A 24,973-nucleotide genomic window follows, 5' to 3' on the forward strand; every position below is an offset into this window, starting at 1 on the left:
CTCTCTGCTTAAGCCGCTGGGTCGAGCCGCGCGTAGCGCAGCAGGTGATAGGCGGGATCGCCGAACTGGATGTTGATGGAGGAAATGCGCTTGAAATAGTGACCAATATTGAGCTCGTCGGTCATGCCCATGCCGCCGTGCAGCTGCACGGCCTGGTCGGCGACGGACCTGCCGGCATAGCCGATCTTAGATTTAGCGCCTGACGCCAGCCGTGAAACGCCGGCCTCGCCCGCGCTGAGACTGAGATTGAGATGTTGCATCAGTGAGAGCGCCTCCTGATGCGCGATGAACATGTCGACCATCCGGTGCTGCAGCACCTGAAACGAGCCGATCGTGGCTCCGAACTGCTTTCGTGTCTTTGAATACTCCAGCGTAGCCGAGTTCAGCTCGCCGATCGCGCCGACGGCTTCGGCACAGAGTGCTCCGATAACTCGATCACGGCAGGCTTCGAGCGCGGCGACGCCCTCGCCGTCCCCGCCAAGCAGCTCACCGCGGACATTCTTGAAACTGACCTCAGCGGCGCGGCGTCCGTCGATGGTCTTGAAGCTTTGCAGATGCAGGTTGGCCGCGTGCCGATCGACCACGAACAGACTGACGCCGTCGCGATCATGGCGATGGTCCGAGGTGCGGGCGGAGACAATGAGATAGTCCGCCCAGGGCGCAGCGATCACCGCCGTCTTCTCGCCTGTGAGCACGTAGTCGTTGCCATCGCGCCGCGCCGTGGTGGTGACGGTGGCGAGATCGAAACGCGAGCCCTTTTCAGTCCAGGCCAGCGCCCAGATATTCTCTCCCGCGATGATGTCCGGAAGGAAGCTCTGCTTCTGTTCCTCGGAGCCCGCCTGCTCGATCAAGCCGCCGGCCAGAACGATCGTCTCGACGAACGGCTCGACCACGAGATGGCGGCCGAACTCCTGCATGATGACCATGGTCGACAGCACCCCGCCGCCGAGCCCGCCAACAGCTTCCGAGAACGGCGCAGCGAGCAGGCCGAGCTCGGCGAAGGCACCCCACTGCTTGCGGCTAAAGCCGCCCTCGCTGGCGACGATCTTGCGTCGCGCGTCGAAATCGTACTGGTCGCGCAGCAGCCGCTGAACGCTGGATCGCAACAATTCCTGCTCTTCCGTGAACTGGATATCCATCCGATCCTCTCGTACCGCCGTTGCTAGAGACCAAGCACTGCTTTCGCGATGATGTTGCGCTGGATCTCGTTCGATCCGCCGTAGATAGAGAGCTTGCGCGAATTGAGATATTTCTCCGACGCCGTGTGGCCATAGTCGGGGCCCGGCATGAAGTGGTTGGCGCTGACCGGATGCTCGCGGATCGCAAGTCCGTAATTGCCTATCGCGCGGTGCGTGAGTTCGGTGATGTTCTGAAAGATCTCGGTGCCGCGGATCTTGAACAGCGAGGCCGCCGGCCCCGGATCGATGCCGCGCGCCATCTGGGCGACGACACGAAGCTCGGTCGCTTCCAGCGCCAGCACGTCGAGCTCAACGCGGGCGATATCCCTGACGAATTCGAGATGGGCCGGGTCGTCCTCTGGGATCTCGGCCTTCACGATCCGCTTCAGTCGCTCGATGTAGCGCGTGGAGCGGCCGATGCCGGCCATGCTGGTGCGCTCATTGCCGAGCAGGAATTTGGCGTAGCTCCAGCCCTTGTTCTCCTCGCCGATCAGGTTCTCGACGGGGACGCGGACGTTTTCCAGGAAGACGTCGTTGACCTCGTGGGAGCCGTCAATGGTGATGATCGGCCGGACCGTGACACCGGGCGACTTCATGTCGATCAGCAGGAATGAGATGCCGGACTGTGGTTTGGCAGTCGGATCGGTCCGCACCAGGCAAAAGATCCAGTCGGCATGCTGGGCCAACGTGGTCCAGGTCTTGTAGCCGTTGACGATGTAATGGTCGCCATCGCGCACCGCCTTGGTGCGGACGGTGGCGAGGTCGGAGCCGGAGCCCGGCTCCGAATAGCCCTGGCACCACCAGTCATCGCCGGAGAGGATGCGCGGCAGAAACTTCTTCTTCTGCGCTTCGTTGCCGAACGTATAGATGACCGGGCCGACCATGGTGACGCTGAACGCCAACGGCGGCATCGTGCCGGCGCGGGTCGTCTCCTGCTCGAAGACGAAGCGGCGCGTGATCGACCAGCCGGGTCCGCCATACTCCTTCGGCCAGAGCGGCGCGATCCAGCCCTTCTTGTGCAGGATGCGATGCCACAGCAGCATCTGCTCCTTGGAGAGATCGGTCTCCGGATTCGGAACGCGCATCTCCGCCGGATAATTCCCGGCGATGAAGGCGCGCACTTCGTCGCGGAAGGCCGCGTCCTCCGGTGACAGCGCGAGCTCCATCGGACCTGCTCCTACCACTTCTCGCCGAAAGGACGGATTTCCAGCTCGAATGTCCAGGCGCTCTTCGGCTGCTGGTAGAGCTGCCAATAGGATGCCGCGACGGACGACGGAGGCATCAGAAGGTCAGGATTGTCGAGCGCGTTCGGGCCGAGTGCCTCGATCCGGCGCTGCCGCACCCACTCGGTGTCGACGCCGGAGTCGATGACGAGATGCGCGACGTGGATGTTCTTCGACCCCAGCTCGCGCGCCATCGCCTGCGCGACGGCACGCAAGCCAAACTTGGCACTGGCGAAAGCGGCATAGCCGCTGCCACCGCGCAAGGAGGCGGTCGCGCCAGTGAAAAAGATATTGCCACCGCCGCGCGGCAGCATCAGACGCGCCGCTTCACGTCCGGCCAGGAAGCCGGAATAGCAGGCCATTTCCCAGACTTTCCGGAACACGCGCTCGGTGGTGTCCAGGATCGGAAAGTTGACGTTGGCGCCGATGTTGAAGATGCAAACCTCAAGCGGCGCGAGCCTGTCGGCATCGCCGAGGAAGGAGATGATCTCCTCCTCCTTGCGCGCGTCGAGCGAGCGGGCGTGAATTTCGCCGCCGGCAGCCTCGATCTCCTGGACTAGCGGCGCCAGCTTGTCGCCATTGCGGCGGCCCGCAAAGATCGTAAAGCCTTCGGAGGCAAATTTCTTGGCGATCTCGCCGCCGATGTAATCGCCGGCACCAATGACAGCGACAGTCGCATTTCTCTTCTGCATGGTATCCTCCGGCCTCTGGTTTGACTGAACTCTTCGCTAATGGTGGCGGGCTGGCCCTCAGACTTGACCACGCAGCGACTCCGCCAGCTTGTGCTTTAGAATCTTGCCTGTCGATGTAGCCGGAAGGGCATCCAGCAGGATGATCTCCGAGGGACGCTTGTAGGAGGTGAGCTGCGGGGCGACGTGCGCCATCAGGTCCTGCACCGTGGCCTTCGAGCCCTTGATCAGCTGCACAAAGGCCACGACCTCCTCATTGCCCTCGACCGGCCGCCCGACCACGGCGCATTGCACCACCGCATCGTGCGTACTCAACACGGCCTCTATCTCGGCCGGATAGACGTTGAATCCGGAGCGGATGATCATCTCCTTGGTCCGCCCGACGATGTAGAGGCAATCGCCCTCGAAGCGAGCGAGGTCACCGGTGTTGAACCAGCCCTCGGCATCGATCGCCTTCGCCGTCAGGTCAGGGGCCCGGTAGTAGCCGCGCATCACATTTGGGCCACGAACGTGGAGCTCGCCGACCTCACCATTGGCGACGGTCTTGCCAGTCCGACCGACGAGCTTTGCCTCAAGGCCCGGAAGAACCGTACCCACTGCGTGGTCGTGCCTGGGGTTATCGGGCCGGACGCCGGAAATCCCCGGCGAGCACTCGGTGATGCCATAGCCGTTGAGCAGCGGCAGGCCGAGCTCCTGCTCGACGCGCGATTTGAGCTCCAGATCGAGCGGCGCTCCCGCCACCGCAATCAGGCGCAGCGCACCGCGCTCGAAGTTCGGCAGACCCGCGTTGCGCCGGTATTCAAGCAGGCGCTGGTAGGTCGCGGGCACGCCATTGAGGATGGTGATGCCCTCCTCCGCCATCGCCTTGACGAGTGCGGCGGGGTCGTACTTCGCGACCAGCCGCACCGTAGCGCCGACCATCAAAGTCATCGTAAGCAGCGAAATGCCGACGATATGCGAGATCGGCAGCACGCAATATTGCACGTCGGCCGATGTCATCTTCCGCCAGCCCGCCGTGCCCCTGGCGCTGAACAGGAGATTGCGGTGAGTCAGCATCACGCCCTTGGGCGTGCCCGTGGTTCCCGACGTGTAGATGAGAACCGCAACCTGGCGCGAACCATCGTTCTCGACCGGCTCCGCGAACGTCTCCTCGTTCAGCGCGGTCACGCCGACGCCACGGAACTGACCGACATCCTGCAAGGAGGCGCCATACCGCGTGGCATGGTCGGCAGCTTCCTGCGACACGGCGGCGGTCAGGAAAACCCGACGAGCCCCGCTGTGATCCCTGATCTGGTCAATCTCGCGAGGCGACAGCCGCGGATTGACGACGATCGCCCACGCGTCGAGGCGGCTCGCGGCGAGCAGCAGACAGGCGAGTGGAATGGAGTTTTCGCTGACGATCATCATGCGGTCGCCGGCCCGGATTCCGAGGGCTTGCAGCGCGGCCGCAACGCCGCTCACGCTCCGATCCAGCTCGCGATAGGTCAACTTTGCCGTGTCGTCGATCAGCGCGAGCCGGTCCGGCGTGGCATCGACGTACCGGTCGATCACGTCGTGGATCCGGTTTGGCAAACCTTCCAAATGCCCTGTCACCGTCTGCGTCACCACTGAAACCTCCCTGCAACGGCCCTTCGGGCTCGTTTCTTGCTTCGTGTGCGGTTCGGATCAGGCGCTCTTGCGCCGTTCCGTCGCCAGCTGCGCGACGATCTCGTCCTCCACCTCGCGCAATTTGTCCTTCCCAAAGAAAATCTCGCTCCCGACATAGAAGGTCGGCGATCCAAACGAGCCCCGCGCCACGGCGTCGCTGGTGTTCTCGATCAGCTTTTTCTTGACGTCGTCCTGCTGGGCGCGCGCGACAATGCGGTCGATATCGAGCCCAGAGGACAAGAACGCGTCGCGGAACACCTGCGGGTCATCCATCTTCTTGGGCTCGACCCACATGTGGTGATAGGCGGCACGGAAATAGGGCTCGAACAGTCCTTCGAACTGGGCCGCGACGACGCCTCGCATCAGCATCAGCGTGTTCACCGGGAAGGACGGGTTCGACTTGAAGTTCGTGATGCTGTGGCGCCGCAGAAAGCGCTCGGTTTCGAGCGCATTGTATTCGGGCTTGTTCTTGATGCCGTGCAGGGACTCGGCCGGTGACATGTTGCCGGTCGCCTTGTAGACGCCGCCGAGCAGCACCGGAACGTACTCGAACTTCACACCGGTCCTGCGCTCGATCTCGGGCAGCACGAGTTCGGCGAGAAAGGCATTGGGACTGCCGAAATCGAAGTGAAACTCGACCTTAAGCGGAGCAGCGGCCATGGAGCGCCCTTCCCTTCGATGGCGGCGCTTGCTTGCCGCCGCTGGTTGATGCGCTTAATCGATAAAGTTCTATTTTAGAACTGTCAATATGATGTTGATCATATAATGCAGCTAGAGGCTGGCCTTACCGGGCATCTCATTGATTTTCCGTTAGTTCTGATTTAGAATTTATTTGTGATGCCGCTGTAGATTCGCTGGAGAGGTCAATGAAATGGGATACCCTCGAGGAGGAGCCGTGCTCGCTGGCCCGCACAGTGGCGGTGATCGGCGACCGCTGGAGCCTGCTCATCCTCCGCGAATGTTTCCTGCGGATCCGCAGGTTCGATGAATTCCAGGCGTCGCTGGGAATTACCCGGCACCTTCTCGCCGACCGGCTCAAGAAGCTGGTGCGCTTTGGCGTGCTGAGACGGATTCCCTACCAGGAATCGCCAAAACGCTACGAATACATCCTGACGCAGAAGGGCCTCGACCTCTATCCAATCATCATGTCGATTGTGCACTGGGGCAACATCCACATGGTCGACTCGCGCGGAAGGCCGATGCTGCATGAGCACAAGAACTGCGGAAAGATGTTCGACCCCGTAATGGTGTGCTCGGAATGCGGAGAGCCTCTGACGGCCAAGGCCGTTCATGTGCATCCGGGCCCCGGCGCGCGGCAATCGTCCCCGGTGCAAGCAAAGGCGCAGGAAAGAGCCCGAAAAAGTTTTGCATCGACCTAGATCCATTTGCGGCAAGGGCCGGCTAAAGTCGCCGGCTTAAATTGCGGTTGCGCGACTGTGTGCCCCCCTAGCACGATCGTGCCGATGAGATCGAATTTCCTTGCCTGATTTACGTGAGATAACCAGAAAGTCCGTCCACAGTAGCTTCAATGCCGTGACGATCAGCAATCCGTAGCAGGCCCGATAGATTTGCCGCTGGGCTCGCAATGAACTAGTTGATTTCGAGCGGCGCGAGACGAATTCCGAAAAAAGGATCGCGACGAGCAGGCGGCAGAGTTGTGGCGTCTTCTGGAGGAGATCAAGATTCACTAGCGCATGCCGGTTACCCGCTACTCTTGCCCAGGCGCCGCCGCTGCAGCCCTCGCGCCCCCCATCCGCCCCACGGCTCCAGCCGACTGGATCGATTTTGCGGGCTCCGGATATGTCCCGCTCGCAGCGGCATTGCCCACGAAGCCACCGTCCTGCACTGGTTTGGGCTTGAGCTCGGCCACCGTTGCGTTGGGGCTGCCCGGCCGATCAACCATATCGGTGGTGACCAGATTGGTCAGTCGCAATTCGTCCCGTGACAATTCATGCAGATCTTCCCAGGGCGGCACATTCAGCGCAAGCGATAACAGATCGCCGGCACCCCCCATGTCGAAGGTGTATTTGGCGAGCCGCCCGATATCGCGTTCCACGATCGTCAGATCATCTGCGCTATAGGTCGCGGCCCTGGCGTCATTGGCGCGGTCCCCCATCCATATCTGATGCACACGAACATGGGCGGCCTCGGGCACGTAACGCGTCTTGCCCGACAGAAGCAGGAACACGCACATCGATTCGCAATAGGCCGCAGGCGCCATATTGATAGGATCGCCCTGCGCCGTATTGGTCTGAACGCCGACATCGACGGTGGTCAGCACCCCAAGATTGCGCCAGCGCCGTCCAAGCGCGATCGCATCGTTGACCGAACCGCCGCTGGAATCCAGCGCGATGGTGACGCCGTCGAGCTGTCGGCCGCGCGCGAATTCATCGAAATCTCTCGGAGTATCCGCAGTCACGATGCCGACAGCACTGATCCAGTCCCGACACTTCGGCTGGCAAGCGACCCAGCTGAACTTCATCGGCAATTTGCGCCCTTCGACCGCAACGCCGGCATGCGCCGAACCGCTCAGCAAGGCCACCAATGCGATGCAAAGCGCGGCGCCAATGAGCAGCATCCAACCTCGGATTTCCGCCCAAGGAGCCCGACCAGACGTTGGATCGAAGATGCGGGCACAATCCAAGGATCCGGCCCTCGAGACGGGCATGGTTCCGTAACCTCAGCTGACTATCGAGTGGGGCGGGCCGCGTCGCGGCGGCGCACATACAGTGGCGACAGCTGGTGCTGCTCGGTCGGCGGCACTGCTCGAGCATCGAATTTCAGCCAGGGTTGATGCTTGGCACGCCATTTCGGACCAGGGCCGCGCATATAGTGCAGCTCGGGCCGGTAACTGTCGCGCACGTCCAGAATCAGGTTGCGAACGACACCGGCGAAATCGCAGGCCGACTCGGCCGCCCTGTGAGCAAGATCCGACAATGCGCCTTCATCCATGATTCTCATCGCTGTGACTCCTCGATTGCCGCGCGATAGATCGGACAATTGACGCTCGGAGCGTAGTCCACGGGAGGAGAACCAAACCATTGCACAGAGGTCGATCGCGTACGGTACATTGGCTAACAAGAGCAAACCTAAGTTTAGGATCTGCCCGAGCCTGAGCCGGCCTTCAAACCGGCACTTACTCTGCCGCGATCCAACACGCCCCAACTCACCTGCCCTGCGGCGATACCGCGTCCTTTCGGCACCGACATAGTGATGCTAGGTACGACGTCGGCAGGAAGTACCTGCTTCCTGCTCCATACCGAACGGGAGAACAACATGGCTGAGAGCGTCTATAAGGTCATTGCTCATCGGGACCAGCGACACATCCGGGGAAAAGGCCGCCGCCAACGCAGTTGAGCAAGCCGCAAAATCCCTGCGAGATCTTCGAGTTGCAGAGGTCGTCAAGCTCGATATGCAACTGGACGCCCAGGGAAAAGTCGAAGTCTATCGTGCCAAACTCAACGTCTCATTCAAATTCGAGGGCTCCTGACCTGAAGTGATCTCGCTTCATGGCCGGATCGTCGACCGCCGATCGGCCTCGCATTGACATTTGAAGCGAGTCCTCCCGAAGTCACTCCTCCGCGAATGTTTTGCAGGTCGTAAGCCGGCCTATATCCGCTTGACCTGTTCGAGCCAGCTCACAAAGCGTGGGTGTCTTGCAAATCTGCTCTCCAAAGCTGCCAATTCTTGTCGAAAAATCGGGAGAGAAAGAGTTCTTTTGATATCGGGCTCTCTTATCTTCCAGACCTCCGACGGGAGGTACCCATGCACTTTGAGCTCATACAGCTCGAAGATCGAGTAGATGATTTCATGTGCTGCTCGACGTTGTTCCGGCGTCATCTCCAAATTGCCAGGCCCGTCCCGTCCATCGAAAGCAGCTATTGGGAGGTTGCGCCTCACGTCAGAGATTCGATCAGAATATTTGAGAAATATCTCGGCTCCCAAACGCCTATTGTTGGTGTAAAGCGCAGTGTAGATGGCAATACTGCCAACGATGACGGTGCCAAGCGTCATGAATCGCAGAATATGATCAAGCACCCGCATTCTCCTTCGCTCGTGCACGTGCGAGAGCCGGATTACATCGTTTGAGAACCTTGGCCATGCCGAGCGCATCACCACCACCGAACCTGCGATGAGCATGGGCGACAGTTCGCCAGGATCCGTCGGGACGCTCCAACATCCTCTCCAGAGCTCGAAGAAACAATTCGCCTTATCAGCCCGCGAACATCGATCCCGCGGGCTGCTGTCATTTGCAACAGCTTTGCGGTGATCCATACGACCTCTCGGCCGATGGCCTCATCACTGCTCCGGAGCGCCACGTCTACTGCGATGTCCGCGGACGGAGCCCTTGGTGTGGTTATCGTCGTAGGCGTAGTCGCCGTCGTAAGGCCTGTCGCCATCGGCGTAATCGCCGTAATTGAGCTGGCCGCCATAGTCGTAGCCGCCACCGTAGTAGGGCTGGCCGACATAGCCGTACCCACCACCGTAGAAAGGCGCACTGCGATAGGCGTAGCTGCGGTAAAAAGACCCGCCGCCATGAGCGTAGCGGTCGTGGGAGAGCCAGCCGCCAACGCGGCGGCCGCCAAGGCTGCCGCGGAGCTGGCCGAGGCGGTAGCCGCCGTTAGTGTGAGCGAGGCCGAAGCCAGGATGGACCAGACCGAAGCCAGGATGAACGAGGCCGAACCCGCCGAGATGGACGAGGCCGAAAGCGGATGCTGAGGTCGACAACGACGTGCACCCGACCGTGAGAACCGCGGTTGCCACAACGATCATGGTTTTGCGCATTCTAAGCTTCCTTTTGTAAACACGTGCGGTGTCCGACGCGATTTCTGAGCACCTATCTTGATGCAGTTTGAGTACATCGTGCTATTGCACCGGCGTATCTGCGAATAAGCTTTGGTAGAGCTGGGTTAAAGCGCACCACCGATGCTACCCTGCGACGGTGTTCACTCTGCCGCGAGCGCGCCGTAACGGAGAGTTAAACCGAGGTGCTCCCAGACGTGGACCAGCGCCTCGGCGAGCGCATTGATGAGAGCGTCATCGTGGTGTGGTGTCGGCGTGATCCGCAGCCGTTCGGTGCCGCGCGGAACGGTCGGATAGTTGATTGGCTGGACATAGATGCCGTGCTCGGTAAGCAGGAGATCGCTTGCCTCCTTGCACTTCTCGGGATCACCGACCATCAACGGCACGATGTGCGTCTCGCTGGGCATGAGCGGCAGACCTGCCTCATTGAGCACGGCCTTCACCCGCGCTGCGCGCTCCTGGTGGCGGTCGCGCTCCCATTGCGAAGTCTTGAGGTGCCGGATCGCCGCAGTGGCAGCGGCGCAGACCGCCGGTGGCAGCGCGGTGGTGAAAATGAATCCCGGCGCGTAAGAGCGCACCGCGTCGATGATGTCGGCACTCGCCGCGATGTAGCCGCCAACACAGCCGAATGCTTTGGCCAGCGTGCCTTCGATTACATCGATACGACGCTCGGCACCTTCCTTCGCGGCAATGCCAGCGCCGCGCGGGCCGTACATGCCCGCCGAGTGGACCTCGTCGATATAGGTCATGGCGCCGTAGCGCTCCGCGAGGTCGCAAATCTGGTTCACCGGCGCGACGTCGCCGTCCATCGAATAGAGCGCTTCGAACACGATCAGCTTCGGTCGCTCGGGCGCCTCCGCCACCAGCAGTTCTTCGAGATGACCGACATCGTTGTGGCGCCAGATCTTCTTGTCAACGCCGGCGCGGCGCACGCCCTCGATCATCGAATTGTGGTTCCAGGCGTCCGATAGAATCACACAGTTGGGCAGCAGCTTCGCAATGGTCGGGATGCCGGTCTCGTTGGAGACATAGCCCGAGGTGAAAACCAGCGCCGCCTCCTTGCCGTGGAGGTCGGCGAGCTCACGCTCCAGCTTCACCAGCGGATGATTGGTGCCGGAAATATTGCGGGTGCCGCCCGCGCCAGCACCCATGCGGGTAGCGGTTTCCACCATGGCGCCGATCACCTTCGGATGCTGGCCCATGCCGAGGTAGTCGTTCGAGCACCAGATCACGACCGGCTGCGGACCGTCCGGTGCATGCCATGTCGCGTGCGGAAAACGACCGGCGATGCGCTCGAGATCGGCAAAGACGCGGTACCGCCGTTCGGCGTGCAGACGGGCAAGCGCGGCCGAAAAGAAATGATCATAGGTCACGGAGCACGATCTCCGTCCGGCTTGCGCTCGACGATTGGAAACTCCCTTCTATGGAGGAGCCGCCGTGCCGACTCGATCCGGCGTCCTCGCATAATCGGGCCTTGTATAGCGGCCGGTCCTCCGGGAGGAAGAGGACCGGCCGCGAGGAGCAGCGGCGAAGGGACAAAACGCCGGGGCGAAGCACTTGGGAGTATCGCCTGCCTCCGCTGACCCAATTGGTACGGCGCGGGGAGCGCCGGGGCGAGTAAAGCAATCCAAATCTCGGCAAATCGGAGCGAATGCGTTAGCCAAGCGCATCGGCCCGGAGCAGCCTAGGAAAAGGCAACCTCGCTGATGTCGATCGATACCATCAGCATATCCAGGATCGGACGCCGGTCGGGGCCGCGCGTATAGGCACGGCGCTTGCTTGGCAGGCGCACGCCATTGGCGTCGGTGTATTCCAGCATCATTTGCGCGGCGGGGAAACCGCCGGCGATATTGACGCTGTAGTCGTGGCGGCGGAGCTCGAACTTCTCGTCAAAGAAGAAATCCTGGACCTGACAATGCGTCTCGATCGCGGCAGGAAAATAGACTCGCAGCACCCGCCATGTCTCCTTCCCTTCCTGCCAGGGCGCAGTCTCCTCGACCCGGAAGCCGTCCATCGCAAAGGCAAAGGGCGTCGCGAGATAGGTCCACAGCGCTTCACCATTGAAGTAGGCGCGATGCAGTGGGTCCCACGGGGTGTGCATCTGGTGCCCGGCAAACGAATCCCTGGGCATGCGCCGCTCGGCAACCACCCTGCCGTCGAGTTTCTCGATGGCGATTCGATCGGGCGTGAACATGGTGCGCTGATCGGGTGCGCCATAAGGCGCAACTGACGACCGCTCCTCATGCAGCCATACGGTCATACGGCGCGGATTTGGATCCTGCAAGACGCCCTTCAGGGGAAAGAAGCCGCCGCCGCTGACAATGGTGGCCTCAACCTTGTTGTAGTTGCGCCAGCGTTCCAGACCACCGTGCGCATCGAGAACCTTCGTCAACAGTTCGTTCATGGCTTTCCTTTCCAATCCTCAAGCGCGATTGCCGGCATCTCGAATCGCTCGCGCGTTCGCGTGTACCAGCCGCCTTCCATGCGGCCGATCAGGTCAAGCTTTTCGGCATCGACATGCTGGCGAGCCGCGTTGGTTACGGCGTCATCCTTGACATGCACCATCAGGATCCTGCCGAGCACCAGACTGAAGCTGCCAAGCGCGATTTCCTGCATGAAGGTGCATTCCATCGAAACCGGCGCTTCGGCGACGCGGGGAACTTCGATCCGCATCGACGGCGCCAGCGACAGGCCGGCCTCTTTCGGCTCTTCGACGCCCTTGGGGAATGCGATTGACGTGACCCGCATCTGCTCGGCCAGCGCGAACGGCACCAGATTGACGACGAATTGCTCGTTGCTGCGGATATTGGCGCGGGTGTCCTTTGGCTCAGCCGGCCCCTTGCTGCCGATGCCAATACCGACTGTCGCGGGGTCACTGCCGAAGACGTTGAAGAACGAGAACGGCGCGGCGTTGATTGCGCCGGCAGCATCACGCGTCGTCACCCATGCGATCGGCCGTGGCAAAACCGTTGCCAGCAGCAATTTGTAGCGCTCGGGCGCGTCCATCTTTTCAAAATCGAACTGCACGGCCTGTCCAATCCTCAGCATGAGTGTCCGGTCGGAGCTGAAGCGCGATGGGATCGCATTACCATCGCGCCTTCGCTCTGTGGCTGCGCACCAGTCGTCAGCTTTGTGGCTTGCTGCCGGGAAGCTGCTTGTGCGCCGTCAAGACCTGGATCTGACTGGGCGAGGCAGGCATGCCACCCAGCGTCAGCGAGGAGACGGAGGGAGCTTCCTCAACATGCGCCGCGCCAATCACGGAAACCTGGTGCGCTGTGATTGGGAAACCCGTTGATTCGTAAATCGGGCGTTCCGCAGCGACAGCCGCATCGATTCCGTTCGCGATTATGAGGGCAGCGGCGGCAAACAGCACCAGACGTTTCATGACACATCTCCTTTGGTTTGACTTTCCTTGGGTCACGGTGGTGATTGGGTTATTTCGCGGACACTCCGGCAGCCTTTGGCGTGCGGGCGTTTGCTCCGACGCTGTATCGAGGCGCCGGTACGGCGCTTGAGAGCTTGCCGGACATTGCTCGGCGCGCGGCCTCGTAGCTGTCCAACTCGGACTTGTCGGCGAGCGAGGGAATGGTGATCACCTCGCCCTGGTCGAGACCGGCCAGTGCGGCATCGACCATGTCATCAGCGGACATCACGATCGCCGCCGGAAGGTGGTGCAGCGGCACGCCGGCGGCGTCCCAGAAGTCCGTCGCGGTTGCGCCGGGCAGTACGGCCTGGACGCGCACGCCCTTCTCGGCGAGCTCGTGATGGAGTGAGAGGGAGAACGCCAACACGTAGGCTTTGCTGCCGCCGTAAACGCCATTGAGCGTTTCGGGAGAGATCGCGACGATCGACGAGATGTTGATGATCGTACCGGCGCCGCGTGCGACGAAGCCTGGGGCCGCCGCGTAGGTCAAACGGGTCAACGCACCAACGTTGAGACGGATCATATCGTCCATCTTTTCGACATCGGCGTTGAGCAACGGCGCTGTGGCCCCGACACCGGCGTTGTTGACCAAGAGCGTGATATCCGCGTTCGCGCGCAAGATCGCCTCGACCTTGGCAAGATCCGCCTTGACGTTGAGATCGGCTGCGACCGTGTCGATTGAGCGGCCCGTCGAGCTTCTCAGGCGTTGCGCCAGGCCAGCGAGACGGCCCTTGTCGCGGGCGACCAGGATCAGGTCATAACCACGTTTGGCCAGACGGTCGGCATAGATGGCGCCGATACCGGCGGATGCGCCAGTGATGAGGGCAGTGCCTTTCGTTGTGGTGCTCATGGACGTTCTCCTTTGCTGCCCCAACACCTAGGCCCTTCCAAAATCTGCGGCTATACGGCAAAGTTGAGATCTATCTTTCCAAAAGATGGAAGAGACTCCATGGATCGCCTTGAATCGATGTCCACCTTTCTGGCGGTGGTGGAGACTGGCAGCCTGTCGGCCGCAGCGCGGCGATTGAAAACGCCGCTTCCAACGGTCAGCCGCAAGGTCTCCGAACTGGAGTCCCACCTGCGGACGAAGCTGTTTAACCGTTCGAGCCGCAAGCTGGTCGTGACCGATGCCGGCAGCGCCTACTTCGCCGCCTGCAAGCGGATTTTGTCTGACATCACCGAGGCCGAGCGAGCCGCATCCGGTGAATATTCCGCGCCGACCGGAGAGCTGGTCATAACCGCACCGGTGGGGCTCGGCCGCGCCTACCTCATCCCGATCCTCGCGGATTTCCTCAAGGCCTACCCCGACATCAAAGCGAGCTTGCTCCTCGCCGACCGCGTGCAGAGTCTGTTTCAGGAGCAGATCGACTTAGGGCTGCGTATCGGTCCCCTGCCCGACAGCAGCTTGATTGCCGTACGCGTCGGCACGACACGCCGTATCGTTTGCGCCAGTCCAGCCTACCTCGCAGCCCACGGAACCCCGCGCACGCCGGACGAACTCGCCGGGCATGACTGCATCACCTATGCGGGCTTCATGTCGCCCGATGTCTGGACATTCTTCAAGGACAAGACGGCCGTCGCCGTGCCCGTACGCGCGCGGCTCGTGGTCGGCAGCGCGGAAGCGGCGTGTGACGCCGCATGCGCGGGCATCGGAGTCACCTCGGCCTTCGCCTATCACTTCCAGGCAGCTCTGAAGCGCGGAGCCATCACGAGCCTGCTCGATCAATTCCGGCCAGAACCGCTACCGGTCAATCTCGTGTACGCGGCCAACCGTTTTCTGCCGATCAAGGTCCGTGCTTTCCTCGATTTTGCGGCGCCGAGGCTGAAGACAGCTTTTGCGGAGCCGTCAGATTAAAGGTCAGCTGACTGCCTCCCGTTCGAGGTAACGAGTCCGCTGACACCCCGATCATCGAGAACGAAGTCGGGAATGCTCGCCCGGTTATCGAGAATGAGCCACTGACTATCGACCCTCACTGCCATCCAGCTAACGAAGGAATAAAATACTCATGACGTCGTCAGGGCCGCCTTCGCTGACTCAGCTCGCAATGGCATTGCTTTCCGCCGAACGGCCGAAGCGATCGGTGTAGATGTAGAGCGGGTGCGCGGTGCCCTCGACCACTTCGCGCGAGATGACGACCTCTTCGACTCCTCTGAGACCCGGAAGATCGAACATGGTCTCGAGCAGGATGCTCTCGAGGATCGAACGTAGGCCGCGCGCGCCGGTCTTGCGCTCGATCGCCTTGCGGGCGACCGCGCCAAGAGCCTCGTCGGCGAAGGTCAGCTCGATGTTCTCCATCTCGAACAGCCGCTGGTACTGCTTCACCAGCGCGTTCTTCGGCTCGGTGAGGATCTTCTTCAGCGAGGTCTCGTCCAGATCCTCCAGCGTCGCCACGACGGGCAGACGGCCGACGAATTCGGGGATGAGGCCGTACTTCAGCAGGTCCTCAGGCTCGACGTGACGGAAGATCTCGCCGGTCCGGCGGTCTTCCGGCGCCATCACCTGAGCGGCGAAACCGATCGAGGTCGAACGTCCCCGCGCGGAGATGACCTTCTCCAGCCCGGAGAACGCGCCGCCGCAGATGAACAGGATGTTCGTGGTATCGACCTGCAGGAGCTCCTGCTGCGGATGCTTGCGGCCGCCTTGGGGCGGGACCGAGGCCACCGTGCCTTCCATGATCTTGAGCAGCGCCTGCTGCACGCCCTCGCCCGAGACGTCGCGCGTGATCGACGGATTGTCGGACTTGCGGCTGATCTTGTCGATCTCGTCGATGTAGACGATGCCGCGCTGAGCGCGCTCGACATTGTAGTCGGCGGCCTGGAGCAGCTTCACGATGATGTTTTCGACGTCCTCGCCGACATAGCCGGCTTCGGTCAGCGTCGTCGCGTCTGCCATGGCGAAGGGCACATCGAGGATACGCGCAAGCGTCTGCGCGAGCAGCGTCTTGCCTGAACCGGTCGGACCGATCAGCAGGATGTTCGACTTCGCGAGCTCGACGTCGCTGTGCTTGGTCTGGTGGTTGAGGCGCTTGTAGTGGTTGTGCACCGCGACCGACAGGACCTTCTTCGCATGGCTTTGGCCGATGACGTAGTCGTCCAGCACCTTGCAGATTTCCTTCGGCGTCGGAATTCCCTCACGCGACTCAAGCAGCGAGGACTTATTGTCTTCGACGAGAATGTCCGCGCAGACGTCGACGCATTCGTCGCAGATGAAGACTGTCGGACCGGCGACCAGCTTGCGGACTTCGTGCTGGCTCTTGCCGCAGAAGGAGCAATACAACGTGTCTTTGGAAACTGACTGAACTGCCATGGCGACCTCAATGCGGCTTTCCGAGCACGAATGTGAATGGCACAACGAAGAGCTCCTCTCCCTGATCATCGCTGACATGAAGTACCCAGTCACGCCAGTCCTCGAGGGTTCGCTCATTGGTGAACGACTGCACAACGCGGGCCGCGCGATCGCGCGCCTCAGCGAGATCGTCGACCACGGCGCCGCGGTGGTCGACAAACACCTTTCTCGTGTTAGAGCAATGGAAATAGACCTGCGTCACGTTCAGCCTCCTTCAGATTGCTGTCGCCAAGAGATTGATTTCAGCGGGGCTTCCGTTCTCGACGGTTCGGAACGAAAGCCAGATTCGGTGAGGTTTTCAGGATCTGGAACCACATCCAGATGCTCATGAGAGGGAAGAGGATCATCTGCTCACCTCGCGAACTATTTGACTGTTACCAGTGAACCTTACCCGCTGCACTTCGTCGCGAGCAGGTCGTTGAACGCGTTGATCACGGAATCGAGTGCAATCAACACACGCGCGCCGTCGACGCGCTCGGCAGCGACCCTCCGCAACATAACGGACTCATAGAATGAGGCGGCGTAGGCGCGACAACTCTTATCCTTGCCGGCGAGATCTGCTGGCTGGGCCTGTACTGCCGTCCAACGTGCGCAGAAGTCTTTGTTCGAGGTGCATTCCGCGGCGAGCGCGGACATCGTAGATGCAATGATCGCCGCAGATACGACGACGACAGCGGTTCTCCTCATCGACGGACTCCATAGATCGAGTTGTTGCGAGGAGAATTACAGTTCTGCCGGTCATACTTCTATTGAGCGTGAGTTGCTTTACTGTACGGCTGTGGTTGCGCGATGTAAGCTTTGGCTTACTAGGGAATCGCCGTTCGAATCGTGCGTGCTGTCCGTGCTTCGCCGTCTTAAAGATATTTGGGACGATTGCAGACGCAGTCCGCCTACGCGGTAGCAGGCCGACTGCGTTCATAATTTTGATCAGGGCGGCTCAAGATGGATTAGGAATGCAGTCCGACCGCTCCGAAGCTCCGCCAAACAACCCGAAGAAGCTGGTCTCGACTTCGGCCCGGACTCTTTGCAGCCGCGTAGTGTTCTCGCGGCCTGCACCCTCCCGGATCGTGACGGTTGCGGTCAAGCCCGAGACCAGCGGCACGCCGGGCGGCACGTTGTCGATCGCTATCCGGACCGGGACGCGCTGAGCCAAGCGCACCCAGGTGTAGACGGGGTCTACATTCGGCAACCCCTGCGTGGAAGCCGCTGCATTCGATACGCTGACGCCACGCGTCACCGTTGCGATATGGCCCGTGATCGGTGCCGAGTACCCCATCAGCTTTGCCTCGGCGCGATCGCCAATGCACAGGCGCGCCAGCTTGGTCTCCTCGAAATAACCGTCGACCCAATAACTGTCCGTATCGATGACCGAAACATTGGCGGCACCTTGGCGCGCGTAGTCCCCCTCTCGAAGCAGGAGATTGGTGACAATCCCATTCACCGGACTGCGCACTTCAGTACGCTGCAAATTGATCGCCGCCTGACGCACCTGCTCCTGAGCCAAATCGACCGCGGCCTTTGCCTGAAGTGCGTTGCCCTCATAGACCTGCTTCTGTTCCGTGGAAACGGCTAAATCAGACAGACGGTTTCGTCGCTCAGCCTGCGACGCTTTCACGTTCAGATCGGCGATCCTTTGCTCCAGGCCTGCCTTGTTCGCCCGCAATGCTACCTCGAAATCGAACGGATCGATGACATACAAAACGTCGCCCTTGCGAACGAATTGATTGTCGACGATTCGTAGATCCTTGATCTTTCCGGAAATCTCGGGCGCAACGCTTGCGACCTGCACCCGCACTCGGCCGTCGCGCGTCCAGGGCCCGGCGTTGTACTGATCCCAGATCACAAGAGCAGCCGAGGCTGCAAGGACAGCTATTGCGACTGTGGCCAACGTGCGCACGGCATGCCGCAAGCCTTGCCAGGTCTCGCTGTGCCGCCCGGATCTGGACTTTACTGGAGCCGCCGCGATGTGTTTGCTGTCCCCAGGCCCCTCCGTGACCCTCAGTTTAACCGGATCAGTCTCGCCGGTACGACGGGCTGACGCTTGATCGCCGACCCGCAAAGAGCGCGCAGTCGCTACCGACATCTCACCTTGTTGAATAGCTTTATCTTCAACGATGCCATCCATGGCCACCTCCTTTAGAACAACAGGATCAATAGGCCGAGAACAGTCACATACAGACTGAGCTCTGCGATTGACGCGTGACTGAACATCTTCGCAAAGCCGGCGAGGTGCAGCAGCGGCCTCAGCACAATGATCACGGCAAGAGCCAGCACAAGGTAGATTACAAGCGGCGCCATAAAAACGCCTCCGACCACCAGTTCTGCAAAAGTGCGTACCATCAGGTTGCCTCCAGCAAATCGAGTTTTTGGTTTCGGTCCAAGATGTCGCTTGTGGACGCAAGGCATGCAGCGATGTCGGCCTCGATGGAGCCGGTGTGAGAAGCCTTCTCATGCAGTATTCGCGCAATGTCGCGGAGCATGGCGGTGTCCCTCTGAACAAGGGCTGCACGCGCTTGGTGTGCCAACGGCGCGAGAGGTCCACCATCGAGCATCATCAATTCCGAACCGCAAATCCGGACCATCGCCGATTGATCAAAGCAAGAGAGCAATAGCGTGAGGCGCTCGCTATCCTGCGCACCTCCAGCGGAAAGGAATTGGGCGATCCGTGACGCGTCCCGAAACGTTGCTACTTCTGGCGCTTCCCCGGCCTTGAAAGATGGCTCCGCTAGCTCGCCGCGGGCTTCCTTGAGCAGCCGAATTCTACGTTTTTCGTCGGAGATAGGCGGAATCAGCATCTGCGCCGCAAGCAGGAGCGACGCCGCCACGATGATGAACAGAGAGGTGAAGAGAAAAGCCTGGGGATTGTAGGTTTGCGGATTGCTTGGCGCCAAGATGAGCATCACAAACTGTAGATTGACGCGGCCAAGTCCCGACCACAGGAGATTCTTGGAGGTGATGAGGAGTGACGCCCCAAGCGTGAAAGGAGCGAGACCGATGGCCAGCAGAGGAAAGGCGTCGGCACCGTCGAGGACGATGAACTCGAGTATGCCGGCCATGACGGCCGCGATTGGCGTACCAACAAGTGCGAGCACGGTGAACGCGCGAGAATTCGGAGTTGTGGCTCCCAGCGCCGCAATCAATGCCACAAAGGACAGAGAAACACTCGCGGCGGGCCACCCGGCCCAAATGTAGATCGTCGAGGCGATTGCAAACCATGCGGCGGCGCGGACACCGCTTTCGGCAGCAACTCGATAGGACCGATACAAGGGCGCGCGCCAGACCCGCAGCGGCCATCTCGCCGACCGCAGCGCTGCCAGATCCTCGCGAACCTCGCGGTCCCGACGGAGGAATTCTTTGGCTGACCATGCCGAAGCCTCAATCTCAGGGCCAAGCGTGGCCCGCGCAGCCAGCAGTTGGGCGATCAGCGCGACCGCCGCGCTGCGAGCGGCAGCGCTCCTGACGGAGCCGCTGCTCGACTCCGCCGCGATACTCGCGATCTCTGGCCTGAGTGCCACAAGTTCCCGCAACAGCCCAACGAATGTGGTCGAGTTGCCCGGTTCGCCGCGGAAGGTTGCGCTCGCATACGCGCGGACCCTACGATGAATCGCCCCGAGTTGCGTCATCAGCCGAGGTTGACGGTCCGGAGCAGACATCAGCGTATTGACCACTGCTATCGACACGATGCCGACCGCAATCGCCGCACCGCGCGCCATGCCGGACTCAAAGACGTGCTGCGGTTTATCGATCTGCTGAATGGCAATCAGTGCGACGGTGTAGCCGGATAGCACGGCTGCGTACGCGCGATCGCCGTCAAAAAGCTTCGCCGCAAAGACGCAAATGCCGAGCCATACCGCAAAAGCTGCGAGCATGAGGTCTCTCGACTGCGGGAAGAGGCCAGCGATAGCGAGCGACACCGTCACGCCGATCAATGTGGCGAACAATCGGAAAGCTGCTTTTTCTAGTGCCTGACCGCGGGTCGGCTCGGCAAGAACTCCAACAGTCAGAGCGGCGGTCGTCGGCGCTTCAAGCTGGAGCCAAAAGCCCACGAACAGTGCCAGGATTGTCGCCAGCCAAATGCGAACGGCGAAGCTCCAGGAGCTGATGGGGATTTTCGCTACGGTGAGCGGCGGCTTTGCTGTTGTCGCGACCACGGTCTTGCCTCTGCGGATACTTCGCCAATTGCGTTCAGTTCCCGCTTCCTGATGCTTCCACTGAGGCGACGAAGCGGTAGCCGCGTCCGGGAATATTGACGATGAAACGGCGCCCGTCCTGGCCGTCGCGCAGTGCCCGACGGAGCGCAGACATATGAACGGTGAGGTTCGCGGGTTCGACAAAGACTTTGGGCCAGACACGGGCCATCAAGTCCTGCTTGCTGACCAGCTCACCACGGCGTTCGAGCAAAGCAATCAGGAGTTCAAGCGCGCGGCTTCCGAGCGGCACGGGTTTGTCCCCTTCCAGCAGAAGGAACTGCGTCGAAAGCAAGCGAAACGGTCCGAATGAAACGTCGGTCGATGCAGCGCTGGCCGTCTCGGTCCGCTTTGCAAAGAAAGACTTATCCGAATCTGTGTGCTCGACGGGGCGTCTCGGACCGACTTCCGAATCGGGAGGAAATTGCGTCGAGCTTTCAAACTGTGCAGTCGATCCTAGTGCGCGCATTGCAACCTCGCGTGCTTTAGCAGGGCTCATCCCGGCAAAGATGCTCGTGAGGCGCAATTTGAAGGCTGGCAGTGCGGCGGGCTATTGGACGCGGGTGGCGCGCAACGGCAGATTTGGTTGCGTTGCCTAAACCTAGATTTACATGCCGGTGACGGTGTCAACCGGGCAATGGATCGTGAGTGCGATGGCAGGATCGAGGACGCTACGGCCTCGATCATTTCGCGATGGCATCGCGCAACGCATATCAAACAATGATGCCCCACCCCTGCGTCTGTGCAAGCTTCGGGCTCGATAAACCAATGTATATTTGACGTAATGCGACGTGGGTAACACTGACCACCGTCAGCACATCCGCGCCATACCTGCGCACGATAGTGTCAGCGATCCCTCTGCGATAACTATTCAATCGATGCGGACCGCCTCGGTTTCGGTTCCAGCAGCCCGCTCCTTGTTTACTACGGCACGCAGTGCCGATAATCGCAGCGGAACCGGACCTGCGAGCCGGCAGTTGCAAAAAAAGGTCGGCGGCGTAATGCCCGCCGGCCTTTTTATTTGGAGAAAGATCGCGCAACTGGGAGCTAACTAGTGCGCCATGTAAGGAGGCAGCTCAGGAGCGTTGCGACGTGTCGGGCACCAGCTTGAGCTTGTCGGCCATTCGGCCCAGCTCCGGAAGCGAGCCGGCCTGCATCTTTTGCATCGCCCTGCTACGATGCACCTTCACCGTGGCCTCGGCGATGCCGATCTCGTGCGCAATTTGTTTGCTGAGACGGCCGCGCGCCACTTGAATCACAATCTCACGCTCCCTGGGGCTTAGTGAGGCGAACCGCTCCCTGAGAGCCGCCAGGTCCTTGTCATTCTCCCGCCGTGCACGATCGCGAGAGAGGCCGAGCTCGATGGCGTCGAGGAGATCCTGATCGCGGAACGGCTTGGTGAGGAACTCGATGGCCCCCCTTTTCATGGCCTGCACGGACATCGGTATGTCCCCATGTCCCGTGACGAAGATGATCGGGATTTCCCTGTTTGCCGCAGCGAGTTCGCGCTGAAGATCGAGGCCGCTTTGTCCGGGCATTCTGATGTCGAGCACCAGACAGGTGGGGCAATCCGGCAGATCGGACTTCATGAACTCGGAAATGGAGCCAAATAGTTGAGCGTTGATGCCCAGCGATCGCAACAGCCGCCCGACCGACGCTCGGAGGTCCGGATCGTCGTCGATGACCAACACCGTCGAGGTCGCGTCAGACATCGCTGCCACTCGGAAGAGATCGCGAAAATCAGCGTGTGCGTCTTGGTCTGCAAGTTTGGCCGGACCCCGCATTTCTAGTCCTAATCCTGGAACCTGAACAGTCCCATTTATTCCCAGGGTGCGTGTGGGTACACCAAGTTTAGGTGATGCTGGCACCGCGCACCACCATCCGGCGCAGGTCGTGTTTTTGAGTGCCGGTTCCCTCCGACAACTGCCGGGTGGGGCCGCCCCACGGTTATACAAGCCACTCGCTTTCTGCCCTGGCGGCCGACGGCGCCAAGGCCTTGGCCGCGTCGTCGCGCGATGCCTTCTCCGCTCGCTGCTGGTAATCGTCAGCCAGGGCCCTTAGTTGGCTCGCAATCGCTAGGTCAGTCATGGTCTTGGCGGTGCGTAACAATGTCTGCGCTGTCTTCAGATATTGCTTGCCGCGTCGTGAGATTTGAAGGGTCAGGAGGCTCTCGCACGGTTCTCGGACGACTGGTCGAACGCGATTTGAAGCCAACCCATCCAGCTGCCGTCGCTTTGGCGGCGAGCCCTGAAGCGATCGACGCATCTGCTGGAGCAAAGCGCGGTTCGCCACGAATAATGCCGGACGAGGCCAAACTTGCGATCACAGATCGCGCATCGTGTGGCGTTCTCAGATCCGTGACTTTCCAAACGGTAAGGCATTGTCCTCTCCCTAGCCTGTGCGCATTTCGGACGAATGCAGACTAGGAGTCGTCACCAGCGGCTCAATTGAGCGCGAGTCGACGACAGGCATCCAAAGGAGGCGGGACGACGATACGAAGGCTTATGGCGCGCGGATTTGGTCCCGGAAGTCGCCCCTGATCCCGACGACCAACTTCGTTCAGCCGAAGTTCCCGATTACCCGCCATGGCTGACTCAGCTTCGCAATCATCATCTAGATAAGCCAAAGTTTACGGGGCGCCGCCACCGCACCGGTGGCATTCTTGACCCAAATCAACCGATCCACGCGGAGCTACGACATTGTCAGATTGCCTGCATGACGGGTCAAGCGAATAGCCATAGGCGGCACGATGAAAAAAGTATTGGTTTCGGTCGTCGATGATAATCGGTTCTTTCGTGAGTCCATGTGCAGGCTCATGAGATCGCTGGGCCATACGGTCGACGCCTTCTCGTCCGCCGCCGAGTTTCTCGCGTCCCCGCGCCTCCCCGAGACGGCCTGCCTCGTCGCCGATATCCAAATGCCTGCGATGACCGGCTTCGAGCTCTATCGACGGCTCATCGATACGGACCAAGCCATTCCGACGATCCTCGTGACAGCCTTTCCCAATGACGTTGATCGGGCTCGTGCCCTGAACGACGGGGTCGTTTGTTACTTGGGCAAGCCGGTGAATGAGGACCATCTCACACGATGTGTTAGCGCGGTCCTCCGGTCCGGTGGCTCGCCTGAAGAGACGACGTGAGATCTCTTTCGGCATCAGGTAAGGTGAACTGAAGTGCAGCACCACGAGGTTCGTTTGCTCCCGCCCACAGCTGGCCCCCATGAGCATGGATGATGGAGCGGCAAATCGACAACCCCATGCCTGTTCCGCTGGACTTCGTGGTGTAGAAGGCGTCGAAGACCCGGTCGAGATGCGCCCGATCAATGCCCGGCCCGGAATCGCGCACGGCCACGAGGACGCCTGCCTGGTACTGCTCGGTACTGATCAACAGCTCTCTTGCTCCCTCTTCAACCGAGCCCATTGCTTCAGCCGCGTTGAGAACCAGGTTCAACAAGACTTGTTGCAGCTGGACGCGATCCCCCAGAACCGGAGGCAATCCTTCCGCAAGCCGGGTCTGGACCGAAACGCCATTCCTGACGGTCACGCTTTGCGCTAATATAATCACTTCGTTGATTGCCGCGTTGAGATCAAAGCGCTCCTTTCGCGGCGGCGCTTTCTTGATTTGCTCTCGGATGCGGTCGATGATTTCTCCGGATCGATCTGCGTCCGCAACCACACAGGAGAGCGCTTCCCTGACCTCGCTCAGGTCCGGCGGCTGCATTTTCAGAAAATTCTGGGCTGCCCGGGCGTTGTTGCGCGCGCTGGCGATCGGTTGTGTGATTTCGTGAGACAGCGAAGCGGCCAATTCTCCCATCATGCTCACGCGGTTTATGTGGGCGAAATCCGCTTCCATCTGCTGCAACCGCGCCAATGCTTGTGTGCGATCCTCGATGTCCGTATTGGTGCCGTACCACGCAACGACCCTTCCTGTGTCGTCGCGCGAAGGCTCCGCACGAGCCAGGAACCAACGATACGATCCGTCATAGCAGCGCATGCGGGCTTCTACTTCACCCGGCTTTTCAGATGCAAGCAGTTGCAGCCAGACATCATTCACGCGCGGAAGGTCTTCGGGATGGAACGACGCAACCCATTGCCAACCCAGCGCTTGATCAAGGGAAACCCCCGCGTAGTCGAGCCATCGCTTGTTGAAATACTCGACGAAGCCGTCGGCTCTGGCGCGCCAGGCAGCAACCGGAATTGACTCAAGGGTCTGTTGCACGTGCCTGACGTTGGCCAATTCCGCCTCGCTTTGTCGCAAGGCACTTTCGGCAGTCTTCAGGTCCTGGATATCCGTGTGGGTGCCGTACCATGCGACAATCGCTCCTGCCTCGTCGCGCGAAGGCTCGGCACGAATGAGGAACCAGCGATACGAACCATCGGAGCCGCGCACGCGGGCTTCGGATTCACCCGGTTTTTTGGACGCCAACGTTTGTAGCCAGGCATCCCGCAGGCGCGGAGCGTCGTCGGGATGGATCAAA

At 60.7% G+C, this 24,973-nt stretch carries 27 protein-coding genes and 1 pseudogene; 4 read left to right on the forward strand and 24 right to left on the reverse strand.

What is annotated here, in order from left to right; all coding sequences use genetic code 11:
- Positions 1-8 precede the first annotated feature (8 nt).
- The 5 genes from AC630_RS07095 to AC630_RS07115 are packed head-to-tail and all read right to left on the reverse strand — an operon-like array spanning position 9 to position 5,397.
- Complete coding sequence (locus AC630_RS07095; protein ID WP_074117776.1) at positions 9-1,139, reverse strand: acyl-CoA dehydrogenase family protein; 1,131 nt, start codon at positions 1,137-1,139, stop codon at positions 9-11.
- Positions 1,140-1,162: 23 nt separating this feature from the next.
- Complete coding sequence (locus AC630_RS07100) at positions 1,163-2,344, reverse strand: acyl-CoA dehydrogenase family protein (protein WP_074117777.1); 1,182 nt, start codon at positions 2,342-2,344, stop codon at positions 1,163-1,165.
- Positions 2,345-2,355: 11 nt separating this feature from the next.
- The gene (locus AC630_RS07105; protein ID WP_074117778.1) at positions 2,356-3,093 is read right to left on the reverse strand and encodes an SDR family oxidoreductase; all 738 of its coding nucleotides are present in this window, start codon (positions 3,091-3,093) and stop codon (positions 2,356-2,358) included.
- A gap of 57 nt (positions 3,094-3,150) precedes the next feature.
- Positions 3,151-4,698, reverse strand: a complete 1,548-nt coding sequence (locus AC630_RS07110) for a class I adenylate-forming enzyme family protein (protein WP_245330291.1) — start codon at positions 4,696-4,698, stop codon at positions 3,151-3,153.
- Between the two features lie 57 nt (positions 4,699-4,755).
- Positions 4,756-5,397, reverse strand: a complete 642-nt coding sequence (locus AC630_RS07115) for a 2-hydroxychromene-2-carboxylate isomerase (protein WP_074117780.1) — start codon at positions 5,395-5,397, stop codon at positions 4,756-4,758.
- Between the two features lie 206 nt (positions 5,398-5,603).
- Here AC630_RS07115 and AC630_RS07120 point away from each other — a divergent pair, with 206 nt between their 5' ends.
- Complete coding sequence (locus AC630_RS07120; RefSeq protein ID WP_074117781.1) at positions 5,604-6,116, forward strand: winged helix-turn-helix transcriptional regulator; 513 nt, start codon at positions 5,604-5,606, stop codon at positions 6,114-6,116.
- 109 nt (positions 6,117-6,225) lie between these two features.
- Here the strand turns inward: AC630_RS07120 and AC630_RS48220 are convergent.
- From AC630_RS48220 to AC630_RS07130, 3 genes and pseudogenes are all read right to left on the reverse strand, one after another.
- A pseudogene (locus tag AC630_RS48220) lies at positions 6,226-6,314 on the reverse strand (sulfite exporter TauE/SafE family protein); the annotation flags it as partial.
- Between the two features lie 131 nt (positions 6,315-6,445).
- A complete protein-coding gene (locus tag AC630_RS07125) occupies positions 6,446-7,315 on the reverse strand; it encodes a COG3904 family protein (RefSeq protein ID WP_074117782.1) in 870 nt (289 codons plus the stop codon).
- Positions 7,316-7,425: 110 nt separating this feature from the next.
- The gene (locus tag AC630_RS07130; RefSeq protein ID WP_143197872.1) at positions 7,426-7,698 is read right to left on the reverse strand and encodes a hypothetical protein; all 273 of its coding nucleotides are present in this window, start codon (positions 7,696-7,698) and stop codon (positions 7,426-7,428) included.
- 340 nt (positions 7,699-8,038) lie between these two features.
- On the opposite strand from AC630_RS07130, the gene AC630_RS07135 reads away from it, so the two are divergent.
- Entirely contained in the window at positions 8,039-8,227 is a 189-nt protein-coding gene (locus tag AC630_RS07135) for a dodecin domain-containing protein (protein WP_245330292.1), read from the forward strand.
- A 119-nt stretch (positions 8,228-8,346) separates the two neighbouring features.
- Here AC630_RS07135 and AC630_RS07140 read toward each other — a convergent pair whose 3' ends face one another.
- From AC630_RS07140 to AC630_RS07170, 7 genes are all read right to left on the reverse strand, one after another.
- Positions 8,347-8,775, reverse strand: a complete 429-nt coding sequence (locus tag AC630_RS07140; RefSeq protein ID WP_143197873.1) for a hypothetical protein — start codon at positions 8,773-8,775, stop codon at positions 8,347-8,349.
- A gap of 261 nt (positions 8,776-9,036) precedes the next feature.
- The gene (locus AC630_RS07145; RefSeq protein WP_074117785.1) at positions 9,037-9,522 is read right to left on the reverse strand and encodes a hypothetical protein; all 486 of its coding nucleotides are present in this window, start codon (positions 9,520-9,522) and stop codon (positions 9,037-9,039) included.
- A 161-nt stretch (positions 9,523-9,683) separates the two neighbouring features.
- Positions 9,684-10,913 carry a 5-aminolevulinate synthase gene (gene hemA, locus AC630_RS07150; protein ID WP_074117786.1) on the reverse strand — a complete coding sequence of 410 codons (1,230 nt, stop codon included), beginning with the start codon at positions 10,911-10,913 and terminating at the stop codon, positions 9,684-9,686.
- Between the two features lie 311 nt (positions 10,914-11,224).
- Positions 11,225-11,944 (reverse strand): hypothetical protein, encoded by a 720-nt coding sequence (locus tag AC630_RS07155; protein WP_074117787.1) that lies wholly within the window; start codon positions 11,942-11,944, stop codon positions 11,225-11,227.
- Positions 11,941-12,588, reverse strand: coding sequence for a flavin reductase family protein (locus AC630_RS07160; protein ID WP_245330293.1), 648 nt, complete (start codon positions 12,586-12,588; stop codon positions 11,941-11,943). Before AC630_RS07160 ends, AC630_RS07155 begins: the two co-directional genes overlap by 4 nt.
- 76 nt (positions 12,589-12,664) lie before the next feature.
- Positions 12,665-12,925 (reverse strand): hypothetical protein, encoded by a 261-nt coding sequence (locus AC630_RS07165; protein ID WP_074117788.1) that lies wholly within the window; start codon positions 12,923-12,925, stop codon positions 12,665-12,667.
- Between the two features lie 49 nt (positions 12,926-12,974).
- Entirely contained in the window at positions 12,975-13,814 is an 840-nt protein-coding gene (locus tag AC630_RS07170; RefSeq protein WP_074117789.1) for an SDR family NAD(P)-dependent oxidoreductase, read from the reverse strand.
- A 99-nt stretch (positions 13,815-13,913) separates the two neighbouring features.
- On the opposite strand from AC630_RS07170, the gene AC630_RS07175 reads away from it, so the two are divergent.
- A complete protein-coding gene (locus AC630_RS07175; protein WP_074117790.1) occupies positions 13,914-14,819 on the forward strand; it encodes a LysR family transcriptional regulator in 906 nt (301 codons plus the stop codon).
- Between the two features lie 180 nt (positions 14,820-14,999).
- On the opposite strand, the gene clpX is transcribed toward AC630_RS07175, so the two are convergent.
- The 8 genes from clpX to AC630_RS07215 all read right to left on the reverse strand — a co-directional run bounded on the left by clpX (position 15,000) and on the right by AC630_RS07215 (position 22,209).
- Positions 15,000-16,271, reverse strand: coding sequence for an ATP-dependent Clp protease ATP-binding subunit ClpX (clpX, locus tag AC630_RS07180; protein ID WP_074117791.1), 1,272 nt, complete (start codon positions 16,269-16,271; stop codon positions 15,000-15,002).
- Between the two features lie 7 nt (positions 16,272-16,278).
- Positions 16,279-16,512 carry a DUF6894 family protein gene (locus AC630_RS07185; RefSeq protein ID WP_074117792.1) on the reverse strand — a complete coding sequence of 78 codons (234 nt, stop codon included), beginning with the start codon at positions 16,510-16,512 and terminating at the stop codon, positions 16,279-16,281.
- A gap of 185 nt (positions 16,513-16,697) precedes the next feature.
- Positions 16,698-16,946, reverse strand: a complete 249-nt coding sequence (locus tag AC630_RS07190) for a hypothetical protein (RefSeq protein ID WP_143197874.1) — start codon at positions 16,944-16,946, stop codon at positions 16,698-16,700.
- A gap of 301 nt (positions 16,947-17,247) precedes the next feature.
- The gene (locus AC630_RS07195; protein ID WP_245330294.1) at positions 17,248-18,435 is read right to left on the reverse strand and encodes an HlyD family secretion protein; all 1,188 of its coding nucleotides are present in this window, start codon (positions 18,433-18,435) and stop codon (positions 17,248-17,250) included.
- A gap of 11 nt (positions 18,436-18,446) precedes the next feature.
- Positions 18,447-18,650, reverse strand: coding sequence for a DUF1656 domain-containing protein (locus tag AC630_RS07200; protein ID WP_074117795.1), 204 nt, complete (start codon positions 18,648-18,650; stop codon positions 18,447-18,449).
- A complete protein-coding gene (locus AC630_RS07205; protein WP_074117796.1) occupies positions 18,650-20,461 on the reverse strand; it encodes an FUSC family protein in 1,812 nt (603 codons plus the stop codon). Before AC630_RS07205 ends, AC630_RS07200 begins: the two co-directional genes overlap by 1 nt.
- Before the next feature lie 34 nt (positions 20,462-20,495).
- Positions 20,496-20,966 carry a winged helix-turn-helix domain-containing protein gene (locus AC630_RS07210; protein WP_074117797.1) on the reverse strand — a complete coding sequence of 157 codons (471 nt, stop codon included), beginning with the start codon at positions 20,964-20,966 and terminating at the stop codon, positions 20,496-20,498.
- A gap of 607 nt (positions 20,967-21,573) precedes the next feature.
- Positions 21,574-22,209, reverse strand: coding sequence for a response regulator transcription factor (locus tag AC630_RS07215; RefSeq protein ID WP_074117798.1), 636 nt, complete (start codon positions 22,207-22,209; stop codon positions 21,574-21,576).
- A 1,037-nt stretch (positions 22,210-23,246) separates the two neighbouring features.
- Here AC630_RS07215 and AC630_RS07230 point away from each other — a divergent pair.
- The gene (locus AC630_RS07230; protein ID WP_074117800.1) at positions 23,247-23,636 is read left to right on the forward strand and encodes a response regulator transcription factor; all 390 of its coding nucleotides are present in this window, start codon (positions 23,247-23,249) and stop codon (positions 23,634-23,636) included.
- Here the strand turns inward: AC630_RS07230 and AC630_RS07235 are convergent.
- Positions 23,590-24,972, reverse strand: a complete 1,383-nt coding sequence (locus tag AC630_RS07235) for a PAS domain-containing sensor histidine kinase (RefSeq protein WP_074117801.1) — start codon at positions 24,970-24,972, stop codon at positions 23,590-23,592. The two genes, AC630_RS07230 and AC630_RS07235, sit on opposite strands and share 47 nt — an antisense overlap.
- Between the last annotated feature and the right edge of the window lies 1 nt (position 24,973).

Origin of the sequence: Bradyrhizobium sp. AS23.2 (assembly GCF_001908185.1) — a bacterium.
GTDB lineage: Bacteria > Pseudomonadota > Alphaproteobacteria > Rhizobiales > Xanthobacteraceae > Bradyrhizobium.

Coding starts and splice junctions, on each gene's coding strand:
- AC630_RS07095 (WP_074117776.1), bottom strand. CDS start 1,139: ATGGATATCCAGTTCACGGAAGAGCAGGAATTGTTGCGATCCAGCGTT.
- AC630_RS07100 (WP_074117777.1), bottom strand. CDS start 2,344: ATGGAGCTCGCGCTGTCACCGGAGGACGCGGCCTTCCGCGACGAAGTG.
- AC630_RS07105 (WP_074117778.1), bottom strand. CDS start 3,093: ATGCAGAAGAGAAATGCGACTGTCGCTGTCATTGGTGCCGGCGATTAC.
- AC630_RS07115 (WP_074117780.1), bottom strand. CDS start 5,397: ATGGCCGCTGCTCCGCTTAAGGTCGAGTTTCACTTCGATTTCGGCAGT.
- AC630_RS07120 (WP_074117781.1), top strand. CDS start 5,604: ATGAAATGGGATACCCTCGAGGAGGAGCCGTGCTCGCTGGCCCGCACA.
- AC630_RS07125 (WP_074117782.1), bottom strand. CDS start 7,315: ATGCTGCTCATTGGCGCCGCGCTTTGCATCGCATTGGTGGCCTTGCTG.
- AC630_RS07130 (WP_143197872.1), bottom strand. CDS start 7,698: ATGAGAATCATGGATGAAGGCGCATTGTCGGATCTTGCTCACAGGGCG.
- AC630_RS07145 (WP_074117785.1), bottom strand. CDS start 9,522: ATGCGCAAAACCATGATCGTTGTGGCAACCGCGGTTCTCACGGTCGGG.
- AC630_RS07155 (WP_074117787.1), bottom strand. CDS start 11,944: ATGAACGAACTGTTGACGAAGGTTCTCGATGCGCACGGTGGTCTGGAA.
- AC630_RS07160 (WP_245330293.1), bottom strand. CDS start 12,588: ATGCTGAGGATTGGACAGGCCGTGCAGTTCGATTTTGAAAAGATGGAC.
- AC630_RS07165 (WP_074117788.1), bottom strand. CDS start 12,925: ATGAAACGTCTGGTGCTGTTTGCCGCCGCTGCCCTCATAATCGCGAAC.
- AC630_RS07170 (WP_074117789.1), bottom strand. CDS start 13,814: ATGAGCACCACAACGAAAGGCACTGCCCTCATCACTGGCGCATCCGCC.
- AC630_RS07175 (WP_074117790.1), top strand. CDS start 13,914: ATGGATCGCCTTGAATCGATGTCCACCTTTCTGGCGGTGGTGGAGACT.
- clpX (WP_074117791.1), bottom strand. CDS start 16,271: ATGGCAGTTCAGTCAGTTTCCAAAGACACGTTGTATTGCTCCTTCTGC.
- AC630_RS07190 (WP_143197874.1), bottom strand. CDS start 16,946: ATGTCCGCGCTCGCCGCGGAATGCACCTCGAACAAAGACTTCTGCGCA.
- AC630_RS07195 (WP_245330294.1), bottom strand. CDS start 18,435: ATGGATGGCATCGTTGAAGATAAAGCTATTCAACAAGGTGAGATGTCG.
- AC630_RS07200 (WP_074117795.1), bottom strand. CDS start 18,650: ATGGTACGCACTTTTGCAGAACTGGTGGTCGGAGGCGTTTTTATGGCG.
- AC630_RS07210 (WP_074117797.1), bottom strand. CDS start 20,966: ATGCGCGCACTAGGATCGACTGCACAGTTTGAAAGCTCGACGCAATTT.
- AC630_RS07215 (WP_074117798.1), bottom strand. CDS start 22,209: ATGTCTGACGCGACCTCGACGGTGTTGGTCATCGACGACGATCCGGAC.
- AC630_RS07230 (WP_074117800.1), top strand. CDS start 23,247: ATGAAAAAAGTATTGGTTTCGGTCGTCGATGATAATCGGTTCTTTCGT.